This window comes from Blastococcus sp. SYSU DS0533 (assembly GCF_054050775.1).
On the sequence record NZ_JBJGZZ010000003.1, the window covers coordinates 228787 to 250280 of the forward strand.

A 21494-nucleotide genomic window follows, 5' to 3' on the forward strand; every position below is an offset into this window, starting at 1 on the left:
ACCTGGTCCGCGACCAGTCGTGCTCTGCCCCGCGGGGCAGGGCAGAGCACGACTGGCGTCCAGGTGTGCGGCCGCCGCCCCGAGCGCTGTGCCCAGGAGGTGGGGCGCCGCCCCACCGGACCGGGAGCTCGACCGCGGGCGGGCCGCTCCTCGCACCGCCGGGAAGCGGCGCCGACGACCTTTCCTCGCAAGTCTCGCTTCGCGTGGCCGTCATCCCCCGTCTGGGTGATCATGGGTCCGAGGGAGCCGTGGTCGACGGGACCGCGGCACCAGGGGCGGACAGCCAAACGACCGGCCGTCGCGCGCCGGCACCTCCGTGCCGGTGGGTCGGTGGCCGACACGGAGGGGAGCCATGGCCGACCAGAGCACTGCGGACCTCGGCAAGGGCAAGCGGATCACCGGCGGTGACCGGTCGACGCTCGCCGACGAGCTGCGCAAGCGGTACGACGAGGGCGAGAGCATCCGGTCGCTGGCCACCTCGACGAACCGGTCCTACGGCTTCGTGCACCGGCTGCTGTCGGAGTCCGGGGCCTCGCTGCGCAGCCGCGGCGGAGCCAACCGGAACAGCAAGAAGGCGTGATCGCAGACCCCACCAGTTCACCTCCGCCCGGCTGGTTGCGGACGAGCCGCGACGGCGCCGTCCTCACCGTCACCCTGGACCGGCCGGACCAGCTCAACGCCCAGACGCCGGAGACCTGGTCCGCGCTCGCCGACGTCGGGGCCTCCCTCGACGATGACGTGCGGGTCGTCGTGCTGCGCGGTTCTGGGCGGTCGTTCTCGGCCGGCCTGGACCGGAGCATGTTCGACACCGGCTCCGGCACGGGCGGCGGGCTGGGGGAGCTCGTGGGCTTGGAGGTCGAGCAGGCGCAGGAGCGGATCCGGGGCTACCAGGCCGGCTTCCGTTGGTTGCGCTCGCCGGGCGTCGTCTCGGTCGCCGCGGTGCAGGGCCACGCCATCGGTGCCGGCGCGCAGCTGGCGCTCGCCTGCGACCTGCGGGTTCTCGCCGACGATGCGCAGCTGAGGCTGCCGGAGGTGACGCTCGGCCTGGTCCCCGATCTGACCGGCACGAGCACGCTGGTCGAGCTGATCGGCTACTCCCGGGCGCTCGAGCTGTGCCTCACCGGCCGCGCCGTCGGCGCCGCCGAGGCGCAGGCGCTCGGCCTGGCGACCACGGTGGTGCCCCGGGTGGAGCTCGACCACGCGGTCGCCGATCTCACCGCGGCGCTCCTCGCCCCGCCGGTGGGCGCCAGCCGGGCGACCGCGGCGCTGGTGCGCTCCGCCGTGCGCAACGACGCCGAGGCGCAGGACGCCGCCGAGCGGGCCGCCCAGGTGCAGCGGCTGCACGATCTCGTCAGCGGTCGCTGAGAGGGTCGCAGGAACAAGCGCGGTCGCGCCCCGGTTGCAGCAGCCGCCGGGGGCGGCCGGTCGGACGAGGAGGTGGCATGGACGTGAGCCAGTCCATGACCTCCATGGCGGCGATGCGGTCGTTCAAGCGCGACCCGTCGGTGACCGCCCGGCAGCTGCCCAAGGGCACCGTCCGGCGCATCATCGGCATCGCCCGGCCCTACCGCCGGGAGCTCACCTTCTTCCTGCTGCTGGTGATCGGCTCCTCGGTCATCGGCGTCATCACCCCGCTGCTGGCCGGCGACATCGTGAACCGGATCGCCGGGCTCGAGGGCACCGCCGGCGACATCGTGCAGATCGCGCTGGTCATCGCGGGCCTGGCGGTCGTGGACGCCGCGATCTCGCTCGGCACGCGGTGGTACTCCGCGCGCATCGGCGAGGGCGTCATCTACGACCTGCGCAGCCAGGTCTTCGAGCACGTGCAGCGCATGCCGGTCGCCTTCTTCACGCGCACGCAGACCGGCGCGTTGGTGAGCCGCCTGAACAACGACGTCGTCGGCGCGCAGCAGGCGTTCACCTCGACCCTGTCCGGGGTCGTCAGCAACGTCATCGGGCTGGTCCTCACCGCCGGCGTGATGCTGACGCTTTCCTGGCAGATCACGCTGCTCTCGCTGGTGCTCGTGCCGCTGTTCGTCCTGCCGGCCCGCCGCATCGGCCGCCGGCTGCAGGAGATCACGCGGGAGTCCTACACGCTCAACGCGTCGATGAACGCCACGATGACCGAGCGGTTCAACGTCGCCGGCGCGCTCCTGGTGAAGCTGTTCGGCCGGCCGACGGCCGAGGCGGAGTCCTTCCGCGGCCGGGCCGCCCGGGTCCGCGACATCGGCGTCCTCTCGGCCATGTACGGGCGCACCTTCTTCACCGCGCTGACCCTCGTCGCGGCGCTGGCGACCGCGCTGGTGTACGGCCTCGGTGGCTGGCTGGCCTTCACCGGCCAGCTGAGCCCCGGTGACGTGGTGGCGCTCGCGCTGCTGCTGTCCCGGCTCTACGGGCCGCTGACCGCCCTGTCCAACATCCGCGTGGACGTCATGAGCGCGATGGTCAGCTTCGACCGCGTCTTCGAGGTGCTCGACCTCCCGCCCATGATCCGCCAGGCCCCCGACGCCGTCCCCGTGCCGGTCGACGACCGGTCCATCGAGTTCGACCACGTCTCCTTCAGCTACCCCTCCGCCGCCGACGTCTCGCTGCCGTCGCTGGAAGAGGTGTCCCTGCCCGAGCACGGCGGTCCGGTGGACGTCCTGCACGACGTCTCGTTCCGGGTGGAGCCCGGTCAGCTCGTCGCCCTGGTCGGGCACTCCGGGGCCGGCAAGTCGACGATCGCCCACCTGGTGCCCCGGCTGTACGACGCGACCGAAGGCACGGTGCGGGTCGGGGGCGTGGACGTGCGGCAGGCGACGCTGTCCTCGCTGCGCGACGCGGTCGGCGTGGTCAGCCAGGACGCGCACCTGTTCCACGACACGATCGGCGCCAACCTCCGCTACGCCCGCCCCGAGGCCACCGACGAGCAACTCTGGGAGGCGCTCACCGGGGCCCGGATCGCCGACCTCGTGCGGTCCCTGCCCGAGGGGTTGGAGACCGTCGTCGGCGACCGCGGCTACCGGCTCTCGGGTGGGGAGAAGCAGCGGCTGGCCATCGCCCGGGTGCTGCTCAAGGCGCCGCGCATCGTCATCCTCGACGAGGCGACGGCCCACCTCGACAGCGAGTCCGAGGCTGCCGTGCAGCACGCGCTCGACACCGCCCTCGCCGGCCGCACCTCGCTGGTCATCGCTCACCGGCTGTCGACCATCCGCAGCGCCGACCAGATCCTGGTGGTCGACGAGGGGCGGATCGTCGAGGCCGGGACGCACGAGGAGTTGCTGGCGCGCGGCGGCCGGTACGCGGACCTGCACCGCACCCAGTTCAGTCAGGACGGACGCGGTCCCGTCGTCGTCGGGTGACCGCAGCGATGGCCCTCCGCTCACAGTCCGGTACCCACTGTGGTGGGCGCTCGGGAACGGTGGGAGAGCGACGGATCGGACGGCGTGGTACTCCGGCGAGCATCGGACGAGTTGGTCACCCGGACCACTAGCGTCACACCTGTCCCAGGCAGCCGCAGCCGGGACACGTGGCCGGGCTGGCGCGGCCACGCAGGAGCGCAGCACGCGTCGGGACGCACCGGCGACCGCCAGCGAGGAGGAGACGTGACCGCAGCCCACCCGCAGGACGCCCAGATCCAGGCGCTCTACGCCGAGTTCATCGACGGCTGGAACCGGCGCAGCGGCGCGGCGGTGGCAGCCGGCTTCGCCGACGACGGCGACATCATCGGGTTCGACGGGAGCCACCACCGCGGCCGGCTGTCGATCGCCGCAGACCTGCGCCAGGTGTTCTCGACGCACCAGACGCCCGCCTACGTGGCCGTGGTGCGCTCGGTGCGCCCCGTGGGCGACGGTGTGGCCATGCTGACCGCGCACGCCGGGATGATCCCGGCAGGGGCGAGCGACCTCGACCCGGAGCTGAACGCCGTCCACACGATGATCGCCGTCGACGAGGGGCGGGGCCGGTGGCGCATCTCGCTGTTCCAGGTCACCCCTGCGGCGTGGCACCAGCACCCCGAGGCGCGGGAGGCCCTGACCGAGGAGCTGCGGGGTCTACTCATCCCGCAGTGAGCCAGGCTCAGTCGACCGTGGCGTCCACCCGGACGTCGTCGAGCTGCTCGACCCGTACCCGGGCACCCGTCCGGCCGATGTCGGCGACCACGCCGCCTGCGACGGACAGCGCGATCTCCATCTCGGCCGGGGGGCCGATGGCGCGGAACTCGTAGGGGGAGCTGAGCGGCTCGCCGTCGATGCGGAGGGCGCCGGGGGAGCCGGTGACGGCGCTGGACGCGACGACGCGCACGCCGTCGACCTGGAGGGCCTCGGCGCCGGCGCCGCGCAGCTCCTGGATGGCCCCGAGGACCACCGAGGCGGGGACGGCGCCGTCGGGATCCTGCACGGTCACGCGCAGCCCGGGGCCGCTGGCCGGGAGGGTGCCCGCGAGGATGCCGATGGCCTCCGCGCGCGACCGCGCCTCCTCCAGCGCGCTGCCGGACTCCTCCTGCCCGTTCCCCAGCTGCTCCAGGGTCTGGCGGGTGTTGCCGATCTCCTCGCGCAGGGTCTCCTCGCGGGCGTTGAGCTCGTCGAGCAGCACCACGAGGTCGGCCTCGCTGCGCACGTCCTGCTCCGCCGGTTCGGCGGTGCTGCGGATCTGCACGACGAGCGCGAAGCCCAGCACCACGGTCAGCGCGGCGGTGGCCGCGACGGCGACCGGCCGGCTCCACGACCGGACCGACCCTGACCCTCCAGTCGAGGTCGAGAGCGAGGCGGTCGGCGTGGCGCCGCTCACCCGAGCCGGGGCCTCGGCGTGGCCGGCCTGCTCGGCCACGGCGGTGCCGGGCGAGGCGTCGGCGGTGCCGGCTCCACCGGCGGGAGGCGGGTCGGCCGCGACGTCCTCCGCCGGCGGAGGACCGGCCCCGGGGCCGCCTCCCACGTCGACCGCCGCCGAGCGGGAAGCGGTCGACCGCTCGGGGTGCACGCCCCCACCCCTCCGTCCGTCGCCGTCCATCGGCTCCACAGTAGGTCAGCGCCGGAGCTCGACGGCGGTGCCCGACCGGTCCCGGCCTGTGGGTCGCGCCGCCCCGGCACGTCGGTGCAGTCACTGCAACGACGCGGTCACGGGCGCGGCGACCCCGGTCAGCCGCCGGGGCGGGTGGGGCTCGCCGGCAGCGTGCCGGCGCGGACCTCGGCGGTGTGGGTGCGGAGCGCGTGCAGCACCGCCCGGTTCACCACCCAGTACAGCGCGTACAGGAAGAGGCCCACGAGGGCGAGGTAGGTGGCCAGTCCGATCAGCGACGTCACCGCCGTGACGTTATCGGCCGGACTGCTCCGCTCCGAGCACGGCGTCGTAACGGTCGAGCAGGACGGCGGCGATCCGCTCGTCGGGCAGCAGCGGCGCGGTGACGACGTCGGCCCCGGCGCCGGCGAGCTTGTCGTGGAAGTGCCCCGGTGCGAGGAGGTAGGACGCGATGACCACGCGCCGGGCGCCCCGCTGTCGCGCGGCCGCGACGGCGCGCGGCACGGGCGGGTGGGCGGCCGAGCCGTAGCCCGTGGTCACCGGCCCGGCCCACGACCCCTGCAGCAGCGCGGCCGTCCGGTCGACGTCGCCCACCGACCGGGCGTCGCTGGACCCGGCAGCGGCCAGCACGACGGCGGTGGAGGGGTCGGCCGGGTCGGCGCCCGCCTCCACGAGCCGGGCGTGCAGCACCTCGGCCAGCCGGGGGTCGGGACCCAGTGGGCGGGCCGCAACCGCGGAGTCGTGCGCGGCGACGGCCCCGGCGATGTCGACGTGCACGTGGTACCCGCCGGAGAGCAGCAGCGGGACGACGACGGCGGGCCGCCCCTCGGCGGACAGGCCGGCGACGACGTCGACGACGGTGGGTGGCTGCACGTCGACGAAGGCGGCGGTGGTGACCAGCCCCGGACGCAGGGCTCGGGCACCCAGGGCGAGCTCGGCGATCAGCCGGCGGCCGGTGGGGTTGCGGGTGCCGTGCGCGCAGGCGACCAGCACCGGCGCCGGGGGAGCGGTCACCGGGCGCGGGGGACGACGGCGCGGTCGATCGCCGTCCCGGTCAGGTGGTCGGTGCCCGCGGAACCGCACCAGCGCGGCACCGGGCCCCCGATGACGAGGGCCCGGGCGGTCGCGGCTCCCGGCTCCCGGCACGTGCCGGTGAGCAGGGATCCACGACCACCCGGGCCCAGGTCCATCAAGCGGCCTTCATCAGGCGGCGGAGCCCCGCAGCGAGCGCAGGACGTACTGCATGATCCCGCCGTTGCGGTAGTAGTTCGCCTCACCGGGGGTGTCGATGCGCACCCGCGCGTCGAACTCCACGTCGCCGGCCTTCACCTTCACCGTGCGCGGCACCTCGCCGTCGTTCAGCGCGGTGATGCCGGTGATGGTGAACTCCTCGTCGCCCGTCAGGCCGAGCGACTCGCGGTTCTGGCCCTCGGGGAACTGCAGCGGCAGCACGCCCATGCCGATGAGGTTCGAGCGGTGGATGCGCTCGTAGCTCTCGGCGATGACGGCCTTCACGCCGAGCAGCGCGGTGCCCTTGGCAGCCCAGTCGCGGGACGACCCGGAGCCGTACTCCTTGCCGGCCAGCACGACCAGCGGGATGCCTGCCTCCTGGTAGGCCTGCGAGGCGTCGTAGATGGTCGTCGTCTCGCCGGTCAGGTGGTTTTTGGTGACACCACCCTCGGTGCCGGGCACCAGCTGGTTGCGCAGCCGGATGTTGGCGAAGGTGCCGCGGATCATGACCTCGTGGTTCCCGCGGCGCGAGCCGTAGGAGTTGAAGTCGCGGCGGTCCACGCCGTGCTCGCGCAGGTACTTGCCCGCGGGGCTGTCGGCCTTGATCGAGCCGGCCGGCGAGATGTGGTCGGTGGTCACCGAGTCGCCGAGCACCGCGAGGGTGCGGGCGCCGGTGATGTCCTGGACCGGGGCCGGCTCGGCCGGCATGCCGTCGAAGTACGGAGGACGCCGGACGTAGGTGCTGTCCTCGGCCCACTCGAAGGTGTCACCGGTCGGCGTCGGCAGGTTCTGCCACTGCTCGGTGCCGGCGAACACGTCTTCGTAGCTGCGGCCGAACTGCTCCGCGGAGACGGCCTGGTCGATGACCCGCTGGACCTCCTGCGGGGAGGGCCAGATGTCGTGCAGGAACACGTCGTTGCCGTCGGCGTCCTGGCCCAGCGGGTCGTTGTTCAGGTCGACGTCCATGGAGCCGGCGAGCGCGTAGGCGATGACCAGCGGCGGCGACGCCAGGTAGTTCATCTTGACGTCGGGGTTGATCCGGCCCTCGAAGTTGCGGTTGCCCGAGAGCACGGAGACGACGGCGAGGTCCGCCTCGTTGACCGCGTTCGACACCGGCTCCGGCAGCGGGCCGGAGTTGCCGATGCAGGTGGTGCAGCCGTAGCCGACCAGGTAGAAGCCCAGCTTCTCCAGGTACGGGGTGAGCTCGGCCTTCTCGTAGTAGTCCATGACGACCTTGGACCCGGGGGCCAGTGTCGTCTTGACCCACGGCTTGGTCTGCAGACCGCGCTCGACGGCGTTCTTCGCCAGCAGCGCGGCGCCGATCATCACCTGCGGGTTGGAGGTGTTGGTGCAGGAGGTGATCGCGGCGATCACGACGTGGCCGTGGTCGACGAAGGTCTCCGTGCCGTCCTCCATGACCACCTTGGTCGGCTTGGTCGGCCGGTCGGGCAGTTGGGTGCCGGGCAGGTACGGGTGCGGCCGGCCGTCCTCGCCGTTGCCGTGGGCGAACGGGCTGACCGGGTCCGAGGCCGGGAAGGACTCGGCGGAGGCCTCGTCGGCCGCCGACGCGACGCCGTAGGGCTGCTCGTTGGAGGGGACGCCGGGCTTGCGGTCCTCGCCGCCGGTCTCGTCCTCGCTGACGTAGTCGGCCAGCGCCGCGCGGAAGGACCCCTTGGCGTCGGTGATGGCGACGCGGTCCTGCGGGCGCTTCGGCCCGGCGATCGAGGGGACGACGGTGGCGAGGTCGAGCTCCAGGTACTCCGAGAACGCCGGCTCGCGCGACGGGTCGTGCCAGAGGCCCTGCTCCTTGGCGTAGGCCTCGACCAGCTTGACCTGCTCCTCGCTGCGGCCGGTCAGCTGCAGGTAGGTGATGGTCTCCTCGTCGATGGGGAACATCGCCGCGGTCGAGCCGAACTCGGGGCTCATGTTGCCGATCGTGGCGCGGTTCGCCAGCGGCACCGCGGAGACGCCCTCGCCGTAGAACTCGACGAACTTCCCGACCACGCCGTGCTGGCGCAGCATCTCGGTGATGGTGAGCACCAGGTCGGTGGCGGTGGCGCCGTCGGGGAGCTGGCCGGAGAGCTTGAAGCCCACCACGCGCGGGATCAGCATGGAGACCGGCTGGCCCAGCATGGCGGCCTCGGCCTCGATGCCGCCGACACCCCAGCCGAGCACGCCCAGGCCGTTGACCATCGTGGTGTGGCTGTCGGTGCCCACGCAGGTGTCGGGGTAGGCGACCACGCGGTCACCCTCCTGCCGCGGGAAGACGACGCGGGCCAGGTGCTCGATGTTGACCTGGTGCACGATGCCGGTGCCCGGGGGGACGACCTTGAAGTCGCTGAAGGCGCCCTGGCCCCAGCGCAGGAACTGGTAGCGCTCGCCGTTGCGCTCGTACTCGATCTCGACGTTGCGCTCGAAGGACTCCGGCGTGCCGAAGACGTCGGCGATCACCGAGTGGTCGATGACCAGCTCGGCCGGGGCGAGCGGGTTGATCTTCTGCGGGTCGCCGCCGAGCTCGGCCATGGCCTCGCGCATGGTGGCGAGGTCGACGATGCAGGGGACGCCGGTGAAGTCCTGCATCACCACGCGGGCGGGCGTGAACTGGATCTCCTGGTCGGGCTCGGCCGAGGGGTCCCAGTTCGCCAGCGCCCGGATGTGGTCGGCGGTGATGTCCGCGCCGTCCTCGGTGCGCAGCAGGTTCTCGAGGAGGACCTTCAGGCTGAAGGGCAGCTTCTCCGCGCCCTCCACCGCGTCGAGCCGGTAGATGTCGTACTCGGTGCCGTCGACGGCGAGCGTCGACCGGGCCCCGAAGCTGTCCTTGCTGGCTGCCACTTCTCTGCGCCTACCCCTCGTGGTTCATCACGCGTCGTTGACCACCCCCGATCATCCCAGCCCGCGGCCGGGAGCACCGAGTCAGGCGACCCTTCCCTCACCCGGTGACCTGTGCCACCGACCGCGAAACGTGCGCAGCGGGCGGCGCCTCTCCCGCCCGGGCAGCCGCAGCAGCCCCACCGCTCGCCCGCGGGCGGCGTGCCGGGCGCGGGCGGCGTCCCGAGCACGGGTGCGCGGTTACGGTCCCGCGCCATGACCGCGCTCGACTCCTCGGCACCCGCTCCCGCGGCGGGCTCCCTCGCCTCCCCCGCGGCCGCGCCCGGCGCGTGGGCGCGCGCGGTCACGGCCGGGCTCCGGGCAGGCCTGCTCCTGGCGTTCGCGGCCACCTGCGCCGTCCGCGGCCTGCCGACCGACCGCGTGGTCCTGCTCGGCTGGGTGCTCGCGGGGCTGGCCGTGACCTCGGTGAGCCACGGCTGGCGGCGCTTGGTGCGCCTGCTCGTGGACTGGCTGCCGCTGGTCGCGGTGCTGCTGGCGTACGACGCCACCCGCGGCCTGGCCGACGGCGTGGGCATGCCGGTGGCCGTGGCGGAGGTGGCCGACGCCGACCGCTGGCTCACCGGCGGTGTGCTGCCCACCGTCTGGCTGCAGGAGCATGTGCAGGCCGACTGGTGGAAGGCCCTGGCGACGCTGGTCTACAGCAGCCACTTCGTCCTCACCCCCGTGGTGCTCGCGGTGCTGTGGCTGCGCGACCGCGCCCGCTGGGCCCACTGCGCCCGGCTGGTGGTGGCGCTGTCCCTCGCCGGGCTGCTCACCTACGTGCTCTACCCGGCGGCCCCGCCGTGGCTGGCGGCCAAGCAGGGGGTCATCGAGCCGGTCGCGCGGGTCAGCAGCGCCGGGTGGGAGGTGCTCGGGCTGCCCCGCGCGGGTGTGCTGCTCGACGCCGGGCAGGGGCAGGTGAACCTCGTCGCCGCCGTCCCGTCGCTGCACACCGCCTTCGCCGTGCTGATGTGCAGCGTCCTGCTGCCGCTGGCCCGCTGCGGCTGGCAGCGGGCGGGCCTCGTCGCCTACGCCGTGCTCATGCCGGTCGTCCTCGTCTGGTCGGGCGAGCACTACGTCGTCGACACGCTGCTCGGCGCGGCCTACGCCTGCGCCGTCGTCCTGCTGGCGCCGCCGGCCGGGCGGCTGGTGCGGTCGGGGCTCCACCGCGCGGCCGCCCGGCCCCTACCGTGGCGGGCGTGACCGGTACCGTCCCCGACCCGCTGCCCGGCTGGCTGACCGCCGCCCGGCGGATCACCGTGCTCAGCGGCGCGGGCATCTCCACCGACAGCGGCATCCCCGACTACCGCGGCCCGAACGGCGTCTGGACCCGTGACCCCGACGCCGAGAAGCTCGTGACTCTCTCCTACTACGTCGCCGACCCGGACATCCGGCGCCGGGCCTGGCTGATGCGGCGGGACATGGGTGCGCTCGACGTGCGCCCCAACACCGGGCACGCGGCGCTCGTCGACCTGGAGAGGCAGGGCCGGCTGCGGGCGGTGGTGACCCAGAACGTCGACGGGCTGCACCAGGCGGCCGGCTCGGACCCGGCGCGGGTGGTGGAGATCCACGGCACCGTGCACGAGGTCGAGTGCCTGGGCTGCCGCGCCCGGACGACGATGGCCGAGGCGCTCGACCGGGTGGCCGCGGGGGAGCCGGACCCGCCGTGCCGCGCCTGCGGTGGCATCCTCAAGTCGGCGACGATCAGCTTCGGGCAGATGCTCGACCCCGACGTGGTCGAGGCCGCGGTGGACGCCGCGCGCGACTGCGACGTGCTGCTGGCGGTGGGGACGTCGCTGCAGGTGCACCCGGCGGCGGGGCTGGTCGACGTCGCCGTGCGCCACGGGGCCCGCGTGGTGGTGGTCAACGCCGAGCCGACGCCCTACGACGACGTCGCCGACCTCGTCGTCCGCGAGCCGATCGGGACGGCGCTGCCCCGGCTGGTCGCCGCGGCCTGACGCCGTCCTCCCTCACCGCGGAGCGTCCTCCCTCACCGCGCACCGTGAGGGAGGACGCTCGATGACCAGGTCCCCTGATCCCAGCGGGGGACGGCGGGGGCCGCGTGACCGCGCCGCTCGTGGCCGTGGTCGGCGACCGATAGCGTGACGGGGACCACGTCGACGGCCGGCCCGCGCCGGCCCAGCAGCCCGGGAGCCGGCATGCGCGTACCCCTCACCAGTCGCGACTTCCTCGACCGTGCGGAGCTCGTCTACGGCGACCGAGTCGGCATCGTCGACGAGCCGGCGCAGCCCGCGCCGTCGCTGGGCGAGGTCTCCTACCGCGAGGTGGCCCGGCGCGGCCGCGCGCTGCAGGCGGGTCTGGACGGGCTGGGCGTGGGCGAGGGGGAGCGGGTGGCGATCGTCAGCCACAACTCCGCGCGGCTGCTCGAGCTGCTGCTGGCGGTGCCCTCGTCCGGCCGGGTCGCGGTGCCGATCAACTTCCGGCTACAGCCCGAGGAGGTCGAGTACATCGTCGGTCACTCGGGCGCCCGGGTGCTGCTGGTCGACCCCGAGCTGGAGACCTCGCTCAAGGCCGTGCGCGCCGAGCACCGCTTCGGCACGGGGGAGGAGTACGAGCAGCTGCTCCGGTACGACACCGAGCCCCGACCCTGGGCCGAGCCGGACGAAGACGCCACCGCGACGATCAACTACACCAGCGGGACGACGGCGCGGCCCAAGGGCGTGCAGATGACCCACCGCAACATCTGGGTCAACGCCGTGACCTTCGGCATGCACATGCAGGTCAGCGACCGCGACGTCTACATGCACACGCTCCCGATGTTCCACTGCAACGGCTGGGGCCTGCCCTACGCCATGGCCGGCGTCGGCGCCCGCCAGGTCGTGATCCGCAAGGTCGACGGCGCGGAGATCCTGCGGCGGGTCGAGGAGCACGGCGTGACGGTCATGGCCGGGGCGCCGGCGGTGTGGAACGCCGTCCTGGACGCCGCCGCCGACTGGGACGGTGAGATCCCCGGGCGCGACCGGGTGCGGATCATCGTCGCGGGCGCGCCGCCGCCGTCGCGGACCATCGCCCGGGTGGAGGCCGAGCTCGGCTGGGAGTTCAACCAGATCTACGGCCTCACCGAGACCGCCCCGCTGCTCACCATCAACCGGCCGCGCGCCGAGTACGACGACCTCGACCCGGAGGAGCGCGCCAAGCGGCTGTCCCGGGCCGGCGTCCCGTCGATCGGCACCCGCATGGCGATCAGCGACAGCGGCGAGGTGCTGGCGCGCAGCAACACCGTGCTGGCCGGTTACTGGGAGAACCCCGACGCCTCCGCCGAGGCGCTCGAGGGCGGCTGGTTCCACACCGGGGACGGCGGTTCGCTCGACGAGCAGGGCTACCTGACGATCTCCGACCGCAAGAAGGACGTGATCATCACCGGTGGTGAGAACGTCTCCTCGATCGAGGTCGAGGACGTCGTGTTCAGCCACCCGGCGGTCGCCGAGGTCGCGGTCATCGGCATCCCCGACGAGAAGTGGGGGGAGATGGTCACCGCCATCGTCGTCCTCGGGGAGGGGGCGCAGGCCACGGAGGCCGACATCATCGCCCACTGCAAGGCGCGGATCGCCGGCTACAAGGCCCCCAAGCGCGTCGAGTTCCGTGACGAGCTGGCCCGCACCGCCACCGGGAAGATCCAGAAGTTCAAGCTCCGCGAGGACTTCTGGGCCGGCGCCGAGCGCAAGGTCAACTGAGGGGGCCGCCGGTCCGGGCGCGACGGTTCAGCCGTCGCGCTCGGCCACCATCCGGTCGGTGACCCGCCGGATGCGGTCCGCCTGCCGGGAGAGGGTCATGTCGAGGAGCCGGTCGACGGGCGGGACCTCGCCCAGCCGTGCCAGGCCCATCCACCGCGGCACGGCGACCGTGCGGGACCAGTAGGAACCCAAGCTGCGCACCACCTGCTCGGCCACCCGCTCGGGGCGGATCCCGGGGGAGAGCCGCCCCTCGGCGTCCTCGTCCGAGACCGGCGCCGCGCCCCGGCCGCGCACCAGCCACTCGGTCGACACCGGCCCGGGGGTGATCGAGTGGACCCGGACGCCGCGGGCGGTGACCTCCCGACGGAGCCCCTTGACGAAGCCGTGCGCACCGGCCTTGGTCGCCGAGTAGACGGTCAGCGGCGGCACCTGCGCCAGCGCGGCGGAGGAGGCGGTGACGAGGACGTCGGCGCGACCCCGCTCGGCGGCCGCCGCCAGCAGGTGGGGGAGGGCGAGCCGGGCGAGGTCGACCACCCCGGTGAGGTTGGTGGCGATCATCGCCTCGACGGCCTCCTGGGGCGTGTCCTCGACGAGCCCGGCGTAGCCGATCGCCGCGTTGAGCACCACCGCGTCCAGGCGCCCGTGCTCGGCGACCACCCGCTCGACCAGCGCCACCCGGTCGGTGGGGGAGGAGACGTCGGCCCGCACCCCGGTCGCGCCGTCGACGCCGGTCAGCGCCTCGGTCAGCCGGGTCTGGTCGCGGGCGCAGGCGACCACCCGGGCGTGGCCGGCCGCCAGGCGGTGGACGACGGCGCGGCCGATGCCGGTGCTGCCGCCGGTGACGAGGACGACGCGATCCTGGAGGTCGGGCACCGCCCCGTTTTGCCCCGGCGACGTGGGGCACAACCGCACCGTGCGCGACACGAGCTCCGTCCCGCCCACCTACGTCGACGCGACCCGGCTGTGGGTCGACTCCCGCCCCCGGGCGTTCCTGCAGCGCCGGGGCGAGGCGGCGATCCTCCGGCGCCTGGGTGGCGAGGTCCCCGGCGGCACCGTCCTCGAGCTCGGCACCGGACGGCGGGGCACCGGCCTGCGGCTGGCCCTCGACGTCTTCGGTGCCGGCCGCGCCGAGGGCGTCGAGCGCTTCCCCGCCAGCGTCGCGGCCTGCCGCGCGGCGGTCGCCGACCTCGGCGACCGGGTCGAGGTGCGGGAGGGCGACGTCACCGCCCTGTCCGCGGCGGACGGCTCGTACGACGCCGTCTTCGCCTACCACGTGCTGCACCACGCCGAGGCCTGGCGGGACGTGGTGCGCGAGGCCGCGCGGGTGCTGCGGCCGGGCGGCCGGTTCTACTCCTGCGAGATGACCGCCCGGTTCGTCGACAGCCGTCCGTTGCGCGCGGTCGCCTTCCACCCCGCCGACGGCGACCGGCCCACCCCGGCCGCGCTGTCCACCGCCTGCCGGGAGGCGGGGCTCGACGTCCTCGCGCAGGAGACCCGGCTCGCCGGATGCTGGACGGCGCTCGTCGCGACCCGGCCGTGACCGCGCCGGCGCGCCCGCTCCCCACGGTGCGGGCAGCGCTGGCGCTGCTCGCCGGCACGGGGCCCCGCCTACCTGGCCGCCGTCCCGGCGACCCTGGTCAGCACCGTGCCCGACGTCGTCGGGTTCCAGACCGCGCTGCTGGCCCAGCTGTGGGTCACCGGCGCCCTGGTCCGTCACGCCCAAGAGCATCGGGTCGCTGTCGATCCGGCTGGGGACGGCGGCCCTGTTCGCCCTGCGGTGGCTGGCCGGCGTCCTGGGGGTCCGGGACGTCGCGGCGCTGCTGGCCATCCCCGTGTCGCAGGCCCGGCGCGCCACCGAGGTGACCGTGCTGCTCACCGGGCTGGACGCGGCCGCCGTGCTGGTGGGGCGCCGGGGTGGGGACGTCTCCCCGCGCACCGCGGTGCTCTCCCTCGCGGTGCTGGCCACGTCCGCCGCCGGCGCCGTCCGCTGGCACCGCCGCTGACCCCACGCCCTCTCCTGGCGACCCACCCGGAAGGGTGAGGCGCCCTCAACGGCCCCGCCCCACCGTCCGATGCCCCCGAAGGGTCACCCGTCCGGGTGCCCGTCGGACGTCGGGAAGAGGCAGCGGTGGGCAGCGGAGCGCGGACGTGCGCGGAGCGCAGCAGGACCGGGGGCACGGCCGGGCGGGGCCGGGCGGCGCTGCGGGCGGTCGTCGCGGTGCTCCTGGCCGCGGTCGCGATCGGCCTGACGCCGTCGGCGGCCGGCGCGGCGCCGCGCAACCCGAGCGACGCCGAGCTGGACGCCGCGCAGCAGGCGAGGGCCGACGCCGCCGCCCGGGTCGGGGAGATCGGCGCGCAGCTGGCGCAGGCGCGAGCCGACGCCGACGCCCTGCACCAGCAGGCGCTCGTCGCGCTGCAGGACTACGAGGACAAGCAGGCGGCGTACGACGCCGCCCGCGCCGCCGCCGAGGCCGCGACCGCCGCGGCGGTGCAGGCGGCCGCCGACCTGCAGGTGGGGCGCGACGACGTCGCCTCGTTCGCGCGGGCCAGCTACATGCAGGGCTCCACCGCTCCGGGCATGACCGCGCTGCTCAGCGCCGCCGGCCCGGCGGAGCTGGTCGAGCGCGCGGCCCTGCTGGAGGCCGCCGGGACCAACCGCACCGAGGTCGTCGCCGAGCTCACGGTCCTGCAGGCGCAGGCGGCGACGGCGGAGCAGGCCGCCCAGCAGGCCACCGAGCAGGCTGCCGCCGTCCAGCAGCAGGCCGCCGACCTGCTGGCGAGCGCGCAGGCACAGGAGGTGCAGGCGCGCCGGGAGGCGGACGCCCTGGACGCCCGCGAGGACGACCTGCAGGCAGAGCTCGAGCAGGCGCAGCAGGTGGCGAGCAGCCTGGAGGGCGCCCGTTCGGCCGCGGAGGAGACCGCCGCACGGCAGGCCGCCGAGCGCCAGGCCGCCGAGCCGGCGCCGCCGCGCACCCCGGCCCGGCCCGTTCCCACGCCCAGCGCCCCAACCCCGGTGCGTCCCACCGGTGGCACGGCCGGCGCCCCCTCGGCGTCGGCGGCCGAGACGGCCATCGCCGCGGCGCGGTCGCAGCTCGGCGTGCCGTACTCGTGGGGCGGCGGAGGGAGCAGCGGCCCCAGCAACGGCATCCCGCCGGACAGCGCGATCTTCGGCTTCGACTGCTCGGGGCTCACCCAGTACGCCTACGCCCGCGCCGGGATCGCCATCGGCGGGACCAGCCGGGACCAGTGGTGGCTCAACCGGAACAAGCAGGTGTCGACCGCCGACCTGCAGCCCGGGGACCTGCTCTTCTGGGGCGGCGACCGGAGCGACTACATGTCCATCACGCACGTGGCGATCTACATCGGCGGGGGCCAGGTGATCGAGGCGCCGGACCGCGGCAAGCACGTGACCATCGCGTCCGCGCGGACATCGAGCAGCACCTACTTCGGTGCGGTGCGGCCGAGCGCTCGCTGAGCTCCGGGCGCCGGGACGTGAGGCGTCGGGCAGCCACGGGGGGAGCTGCCCGACGCATCGCACACGCTAGCAGTCCATGCCTGCCGTGGGCAGAGGATCCGCGCGCCCTCGCAGGTCGTCCCCGGGAAGGCGCGCGGGGGCCGGTGGCGACGGCGCGGCGGGGCACGCCTCGGGTGTAGGACACTGGGCCGGGGCCGGCACGACACCGCCCCGTCGACGGCCTGCCCGAGCCGGGTGGTCGCGGCCCGGCACGACCAGGGAGCCACGTGTCCAGCGCTGCCAGCACACCGACCGAGAGCCTGCCCGCCCACCCGCAGGCGCCCGTGCCTCCCTCGGTCGACGCCGCCCGCCTGGAACGGGTGCTCTTCGAGATCAAGCGGGTCATCGTCGGCCAGGACCGCCTGGTCGAGCGGATGCTCGTCGCGCTGCTGGCCCGGGGCCACGTCCTGCTCGAGGGCGTGCCCGGCGTCGCGAAGACCCTCGCCGTGGAGACGCTGGCGACGGTCGTGGGCGGCACCTTCTCCCGGCTGCAGTTCACCCCCGACCTGGTACCGGCCGACATCATCGGCACGCGCATCTACAAGGCCGGCCAGGACGCCTTCGACACCGAGCTGGGCCCGGTCTTCGCCAACTTCCTGCTCACCGACGAGATCAACCGCGCCCCGGCCAAGGTGCAGTCGGCGCTGCTGGAGGTCATGGCCGAGCGGCAGGTCTCCATCGGCGGCGTCACCCACCCGCTGCCCGACCCGTTCCTCGTGCTGGCGACCCAGAACCCGATCGAGAACGAGGGCGTCTACCCGCTCCCCGAGGCCCAGCGCGACCGGTTCCTCATGAAGGTGCTGGTGGACTACCCCAGCGCCGAGGAGGAGCGCGAGATCATCTACCGGATGGGCTCGCAGCCCCCCGAGGCCGAGACGGTCCTCGGCCCCGACGAGCTGCGCCGGCTGCAGCGCACGGCCTCGCAGGTGTTCGTGCACCACGCCCTCGTCGACTACGTCGTCCGGCTCGTGGTGGCCACCCGGTCGCCGCGCGAGCACGGCATGGAGGACGTCGCGAGCTGGGTGTCCTACGGGGCGAGCCCCCGGGCGTCGCTCGGGCTGATCGCCGCGAGCCGCGCCCTGGCGCTGGTGCGCGGGCGGGACTACGTGCTCCCGCAGGACGTCCTCGACGTCACCGCCGACGTGCTGCGCCACCGGCTGGTGCTCTCCTACGACGCGCTGGCCGACGGCGTGCCCGCCGACCACATCGTCAAGCGCATCGTGCAGACCGTCCCGCTGCCGCAGGTGGCGCCCCGGCAGGGCGCCTCCGGCGGCGGCCCCGGCGTCCCGGGCGGGCCCTCGGTGCCGCCCGGTCAGGCCGGGCCGTTCTTCGGCCCGCCGCAGGGCGTGCCGCACGGTGGGCCCTGGGGGCAGAACGGCCCGCAGGCGCCCGGCGTGCCGCACTACGGCGCCGGCCCGCAGGGCCCGGGTCAGCCGGACCAGGGGGACAACGGCCGGCACGGCGGCCCGAACGGCTCCGCGCCCGGGTCGCAGCGGGCGTGATCGGCCGCCGCCGCCGGGCAGAGCCGCCGCCGGCTGCACCCGAGCACAAGGGGCTGCTGCTGCACCCGGCGACGCCCGGCTCGGCCACCGGCCCGGGTGGTGGGGACGGCTCCCCACCCCGCTTCGCCGACGGACCGGCCGACGTGCTGCTGCGCCGGCTCGAGCTCACCGTCCGCCGCCGGCTGGACGGCCTGCTGCAGGGCGACCACCTCGGCCTCGTCCCCGGCTCGGGCAGCGAGGCGGGTGACTCCCGCACGTACCACCCGGGCGACGACGTCCGTCGCATGGACTGGCCGGTGACCGCGCGCACCCAGGTCCCGCACGTCCGCGAGACCATCGCCGACCGGGAGCTCGAGACCTGGGCGGTGGTCGACCTCTCGGCGAGCCTGGACTTCGGCACCGCGAACTGCCAGAAGCGCGACCTGGCGATCGCCGGGCTGGCCGCGGTCGGCCACCTCACCGTGCACGGCGGCAACCGGCTCGGGGCCGTCGTCACCACGGGGGAGCGGGTCGACCGGTACCCGGCGCTGCCCGGGCGGCTGGCCGCCGAGCGGCTGCTGCGCTCGGTGGTGGCGACGCCGCGGGCGGGGACGGGCCGCCGGGGCGACCTGGCGGCGGCGCTGGAGACGCTGCGCCGACCACCGCGTCGCCGTGGGTTGGTCGTGGTGATCTCAGACTTCCTCGGTGACGACGACTGGGAGCGCCCGCTGCGCGGCCTGGGCGCCCGGCACGACCTGCTTGCGGTCGAGGTCGTCGACCCGCGCGAGCTCGAGCTGCCCGACGTCGGCCTGCTCACCGTCGTCGACCCCGAGACCGGCCAGACGCTCGAGGTGCCCACCGGTGATGCCGAGTTCCGCGCCCGGTACGCCGAGGGCGCCGCCGCCCAGCGGGCGCGCGTGGCCGCGGCGCTGCGCCGGGCCGGGGCCGGGCACCTGCAACTGCGGACCGACCGTGACTGGCTCATGGACGTCGTCCGCTTCGTCGCCGAACGCCGGCGTGCCGGCAGCGGAGGGGCCTCCCGATGACGTTCCAGTCCCCGTGGTGGCTGCTGGCCCTGCTGGTGGTCGCCCTGCTCGTGGCCGTGTACGTGGTGCTGCAGCTGCGGCGCAAGGCGTACGCCGCCCGGTTCACCAACGTCGCGCTGCTGGGCTCACTGGTGCCCAGGCGGCCCGGGTGGAAGCGGCACCTCGCCTTCGGGCTGGTCGCGCTCGGGCTGGCGACGCTCGTGGTGTCGCTGGCGGTGCCGAGCACCGAGGTGCGCGTCCCGCGGGAACGGGCGACGGTCGTGATGGCCGTCGACGTCTCGCTGTCGATGGAGGCCGAGGACGTCGAGCCCACGAGGTTCCAGGCGATGCAGCGGGCGGCCACCGAGTTCGTGGACGTGCTGCCCGAGCGGATCAACCTGGGCCTGGTGACCTTCGCCGGCACGGCCACCACGGTGGTGCCGCCGACGACCGACCGGGGGCAGGTCGCGATCGCGATCGAGAACCTCCAGCTGGCGGAGGCGACGGCGATCGGCGAGGCGGTGTTCACCTCGCTCGCGGCGATCGAGAACTTCCAGGCCTCGCTGGAGAGCACCGGGGAGGAGCCGCCGCCGGCGCGGATCGTGCTGCTCTCCGACGGCACCAACACGGTCGGTCGCGACGACACGCAGGCCATCGAGGCCGCGCGCGCCGCCGGGGTGCCGGTCTCCACGATCGCGTTCGGGACCGACTACGGCACCCTCGACATCGACGGCGAGCGGGTACCGGTGCCGGTGGACCGGGCGGCGCTGGAGGAGATCGCCGACCAGACCGGCGGCAGCTACAGCGAGGCCGCCAGCGCCGCCGAGCTGGAGCAGGTGTACTCCGACCTGGGCAGCCAGATCGGCTACACCACCGAGCCGCAGGACATCAGCCCCTGGTTCGTGCGGGCCGGCGTCCTGGTCGTGCTCGTCGGCGCGGTCCTCAGCCTCTTCTGGACCAACCGCCTGGTGTGAGGGCCCCGCCGCCCCCCACCGCTCGCGGCGGGCCCTGCGGCGGGGCCGTTCCAGCGGGTCACCTGCTGGGATCGAGAACGAGCTTGCCGGTGGTGCGGCGGGCCAGCAGGTCCTGGTGGGCGTCGGCGACGGCGGACAACGGATAGCGGCCGCCGACGACGGGCTGCAGCTCACCGGCGTCGACCATGGCCAGCAGGTCGGTCATGGCGGCGTCCATCATCTGCGGGCGGGCCATGCAGTGCGCCAGCCAGAAGCCGATGACCGCGCGGCTCTTCTGCATGAGCATGCCGGGCGGGACAGAGTGCGTCTGCTGGCGCGCGGCCATGCCATAGGTGACCAGCCGGCCGAACGGTGCCAGCGCCGAGAGCGAACCGGAGAAGACGTTACCGCCGGTCATCTCGAGCACGATGTCGACCGGCTTGCCGCCGTTGGCCTCGCGCAGGGCGCCGGTGAAGGCCTTCGGGTCGTCGTCGGCCAGGGCCGGGTCGACGGTGGCGTGCGCGCCGAGCTCCTCGGCGAGCTCCCGCTTCTCGGGGGAGGAGGCGGTGGCGATGACCCGGCCGGCGCCCCACCTCCGGGCCAGCTGCACCGCCAGCGAGCCGACCCCGCCGGCGCCGGCGATGACGACGACGGTCTCGCCCTCGGCCAGGTGCGCGCTGGTGCGCAGGAGGTGCCAGGCGGTGGAGCCCTGCAGGACGACGGCGAGGGCCTGCTCGTCGCTCACGCCGTCGGGCACCGCCCAGGTGAGGAAGTCGTCGGCCGCCACCTTCTGGGCGTAGCCGCCGCCGTCGAGCAGCCCGACCACGCGCTGCCCGCCGCCGACCGGGGTGCCGACGAACTCCGCACCGGGGATGAGCGGCAGCTTCTGCTCGGCGAGGTAGCTGTTCTCGATCTGGTGGGTGTCGGCGTAGTTGACGCCGGCGGCTGAGACGTCGTACAGCTTCTGGCCCGGGCCGGCCTCCGGCTCGGGGATGTCGACGACGTCGAGGACCTCGGGGCCGCCGAAGCGGGTGATCTGGACTGCGCGCATGGGCCTCAACCTAGGGGCGACCACGACGACAGCGCGCCGGAGCCCCGCGGGAGCGTTCGTCGCCGGCGGACGCCCGCCCGCCCGGCCGTGGTGCGGCCGCGCGGACGGCGTGGTCGAGCGGTCCTCGCCCGGCCGACGCCGGACGTCCGGCGTCGGCCGGCTCCCCGCAGGCGGATCAGCGCCTGATCGGGATGCGGCGTCGCCGGCTCTGCGCGGGCTTGGCGACCCGGACGGTCAGGACGCCGTCCCGCAGCGAGGCCTCGGCGTGCTCGTCGTCGACCTCGGCCGGCAGTGTCACCGCGTAGCGGAACTTGCCCACCTTGCGCGCGCGCCGGTGCAGGATGCCGGTGCGCTTCCTCTCCCGGATCTCCCCGGAGACGGTGAGCACCCGGTCGTCGAGCCGCACGTCGACGTCGTCGCGGGCGAGGCCCGGCAGCTCCAGCTCGACGACGTAGGCGTCATCGGTCTCCTCGAGGTCGGCCGACGGGACCCAGCGGTCCAGGGCGCCCAGGGGGGCGGCGTCCCACACCTTGGCGAGGCGGTCGTAGAGATCGTCCAGCTCGCGGAAGGGGTCCCACCGTTCCGGAGCTCGCTCCCGGTTCAGCACGGGCAGCGTCATCAGGAGTCCTCCTCTCGAACGTGTCGATCGCTGCATGCAGATGGACGTGCAGTGCCCGCTGGG

The 21494-nt window shown here is 74.6% G+C and carries 21 protein-coding genes; 13 read left to right on the top strand and 8 right to left on the bottom strand.

All coding sequences use genetic code 11. The annotated features are described in order from the left end of the window. The first annotated feature begins 352 nt into the window (after positions 1–352). From ACI79W_RS05990 to ACI79W_RS06005, 4 genes are all read left to right on the top strand, one after another. Complete coding sequence (locus tag ACI79W_RS05990; protein ID WP_236826723.1) at positions 353–580, top strand: helix-turn-helix domain-containing protein; 228 nt, start codon at positions 353–355, stop codon at positions 578–580. Continuing rightward, positions 577–1365: an enoyl-CoA hydratase/isomerase family protein gene (locus ACI79W_RS05995; RefSeq protein ID WP_456561154.1), complete on the top strand. Its 789-nt coding sequence runs from the start codon at positions 577–579 to the stop codon at positions 1363–1365. The genes ACI79W_RS05990 and ACI79W_RS05995 overlap by 4 nt, the downstream gene beginning before the upstream one ends. 77 nt (positions 1366–1442) lie before the next feature. Beyond that, positions 1443–3341, top strand: coding sequence for an ABC transporter ATP-binding protein (locus ACI79W_RS06000; RefSeq protein WP_456561155.1), 1899 nt, complete (start codon positions 1443–1445; stop codon positions 3339–3341). Positions 3342–3584: 243 nt separating this feature from the next. Continuing rightward, on the top strand, positions 3585–4049 hold the full coding sequence (locus ACI79W_RS06005) for an SgcJ/EcaC family oxidoreductase (protein WP_456561156.1): 465 nt from the start codon (positions 3585–3587) through the stop codon (positions 4047–4049). A gap of 7 nt (positions 4050–4056) precedes the next feature. Here ACI79W_RS06005 and ACI79W_RS06010 read toward each other — a convergent pair whose 3' ends face one another. From ACI79W_RS06010 to ACI79W_RS06030, 5 genes are all read right to left on the bottom strand, one after another. Continuing rightward, the gene (locus tag ACI79W_RS06010; RefSeq protein ID WP_456561157.1) at positions 4057–4986 is read right to left on the bottom strand and encodes a DUF881 domain-containing protein; all 930 of its coding nucleotides are present in this window, start codon (positions 4984–4986) and stop codon (positions 4057–4059) included. 128 nt (positions 4987–5114) lie between these two features. Continuing rightward, positions 5115–5279 carry a hypothetical protein gene (locus ACI79W_RS06015; RefSeq protein WP_456561158.1) on the bottom strand — a complete coding sequence of 55 codons (165 nt, stop codon included), beginning with the start codon at positions 5277–5279 and terminating at the stop codon, positions 5115–5117. Positions 5280–5289: 10 nt separating this feature from the next. Further along, a complete protein-coding gene (locus ACI79W_RS06020; protein WP_456561159.1) occupies positions 5290–6009 on the bottom strand; it encodes a sirohydrochlorin chelatase in 720 nt (239 codons plus the stop codon). Next, a complete protein-coding gene (locus ACI79W_RS06025; RefSeq protein WP_456561160.1) occupies positions 6006–6185 on the bottom strand; it encodes a hypothetical protein in 180 nt (59 codons plus the stop codon). Before ACI79W_RS06025 ends, ACI79W_RS06020 begins: the two co-directional genes overlap by 4 nt. Before the next feature lie 13 nt (positions 6186–6198). After that, on the bottom strand, positions 6199–9057 hold the full coding sequence (locus ACI79W_RS06030) for an aconitate hydratase (protein WP_456561161.1): 2859 nt from the start codon (positions 9055–9057) through the stop codon (positions 6199–6201). 252 nt (positions 9058–9309) lie between these two features. Between ACI79W_RS06030 and ACI79W_RS06035 the strand changes: the two genes are divergently transcribed. The 3 genes from ACI79W_RS06035 (at position 9310) to ACI79W_RS06045 (ending at position 12788) form a co-directional block, all read left to right on the top strand. Next, positions 9310–10296 (top strand): phosphatase PAP2 family protein, encoded by a 987-nt coding sequence (locus ACI79W_RS06035; protein WP_456561162.1) that lies wholly within the window; start codon positions 9310–9312, stop codon positions 10294–10296. Next, positions 10293–11051 (top strand): SIR2 family NAD-dependent protein deacylase, encoded by a 759-nt coding sequence (locus ACI79W_RS06040; protein WP_456561163.1) that lies wholly within the window; start codon positions 10293–10295, stop codon positions 11049–11051. The genes ACI79W_RS06035 and ACI79W_RS06040 overlap by 4 nt, the downstream gene beginning before the upstream one ends. 201 nt (positions 11052–11252) lie before the next feature. Beyond that, positions 11253–12788, top strand: coding sequence for a long-chain-fatty-acid--CoA ligase (locus ACI79W_RS06045; protein ID WP_456561164.1), 1536 nt, complete (start codon positions 11253–11255; stop codon positions 12786–12788). 27 nt (positions 12789–12815) lie between these two features. On the opposite strand, the gene ACI79W_RS06050 is transcribed toward ACI79W_RS06045, so the two are convergent. Then, a complete protein-coding gene (locus ACI79W_RS06050; protein ID WP_456561165.1) occupies positions 12816–13661 on the bottom strand; it encodes an SDR family oxidoreductase in 846 nt (281 codons plus the stop codon). Positions 13662–13701: 40 nt separating this feature from the next. On the opposite strand from ACI79W_RS06050, the gene ACI79W_RS06055 reads away from it, so the two are divergent. The 6 genes from ACI79W_RS06055 to ACI79W_RS06080 all read left to right on the top strand — a co-directional run bounded on the left by ACI79W_RS06055 (position 13702) and on the right by ACI79W_RS06080 (position 19782). Next, entirely contained in the window at positions 13702–14328 is a 627-nt protein-coding gene (locus ACI79W_RS06055) for a class I SAM-dependent methyltransferase (protein WP_456561166.1), read from the top strand. 292 nt (positions 14329–14620) lie between these two features. Then, positions 14621–14791 carry a hypothetical protein gene (locus ACI79W_RS06060; protein ID WP_456561167.1) on the top strand — a complete coding sequence of 57 codons (171 nt, stop codon included), beginning with the start codon at positions 14621–14623 and terminating at the stop codon, positions 14789–14791. Positions 14792–14916: 125 nt separating this feature from the next. Beyond that, on the top strand, positions 14917–16263 hold the full coding sequence (locus ACI79W_RS06065) for a C40 family peptidase (protein WP_456561168.1): 1347 nt from the start codon (positions 14917–14919) through the stop codon (positions 16261–16263). A 266-nt stretch (positions 16264–16529) separates the two neighbouring features. Continuing rightward, the gene (locus ACI79W_RS06070; RefSeq protein WP_456561169.1) at positions 16530–17804 is read left to right on the top strand and encodes an AAA family ATPase; all 1275 of its coding nucleotides are present in this window, start codon (positions 16530–16532) and stop codon (positions 17802–17804) included. Continuing rightward, positions 17801–18829: a DUF58 domain-containing protein gene (locus ACI79W_RS06075; protein WP_456561170.1), complete on the top strand. Its 1029-nt coding sequence runs from the start codon at positions 17801–17803 to the stop codon at positions 18827–18829. The genes ACI79W_RS06070 and ACI79W_RS06075 overlap by 4 nt, the downstream gene beginning before the upstream one ends. Beyond that, positions 18826–19782 (top strand): VWA domain-containing protein, encoded by a 957-nt coding sequence (locus ACI79W_RS06080; RefSeq protein ID WP_456561171.1) that lies wholly within the window; start codon positions 18826–18828, stop codon positions 19780–19782. Before ACI79W_RS06075 ends, ACI79W_RS06080 begins: the two co-directional genes overlap by 4 nt. A gap of 58 nt (positions 19783–19840) precedes the next feature. On the opposite strand, the gene ACI79W_RS06085 is transcribed toward ACI79W_RS06080, so the two are convergent. Beyond that, complete coding sequence (locus ACI79W_RS06085; RefSeq protein WP_456561172.1) at positions 19841–20812, bottom strand: quinone oxidoreductase family protein; 972 nt, start codon at positions 20810–20812, stop codon at positions 19841–19843. A 175-nt stretch (positions 20813–20987) separates the two neighbouring features. Then, complete coding sequence (locus ACI79W_RS06090) at positions 20988–21431, bottom strand: Hsp20/alpha crystallin family protein (RefSeq protein ID WP_456561173.1); 444 nt, start codon at positions 21429–21431, stop codon at positions 20988–20990. Positions 21432–21494: the final 63 nt, after the last annotated feature.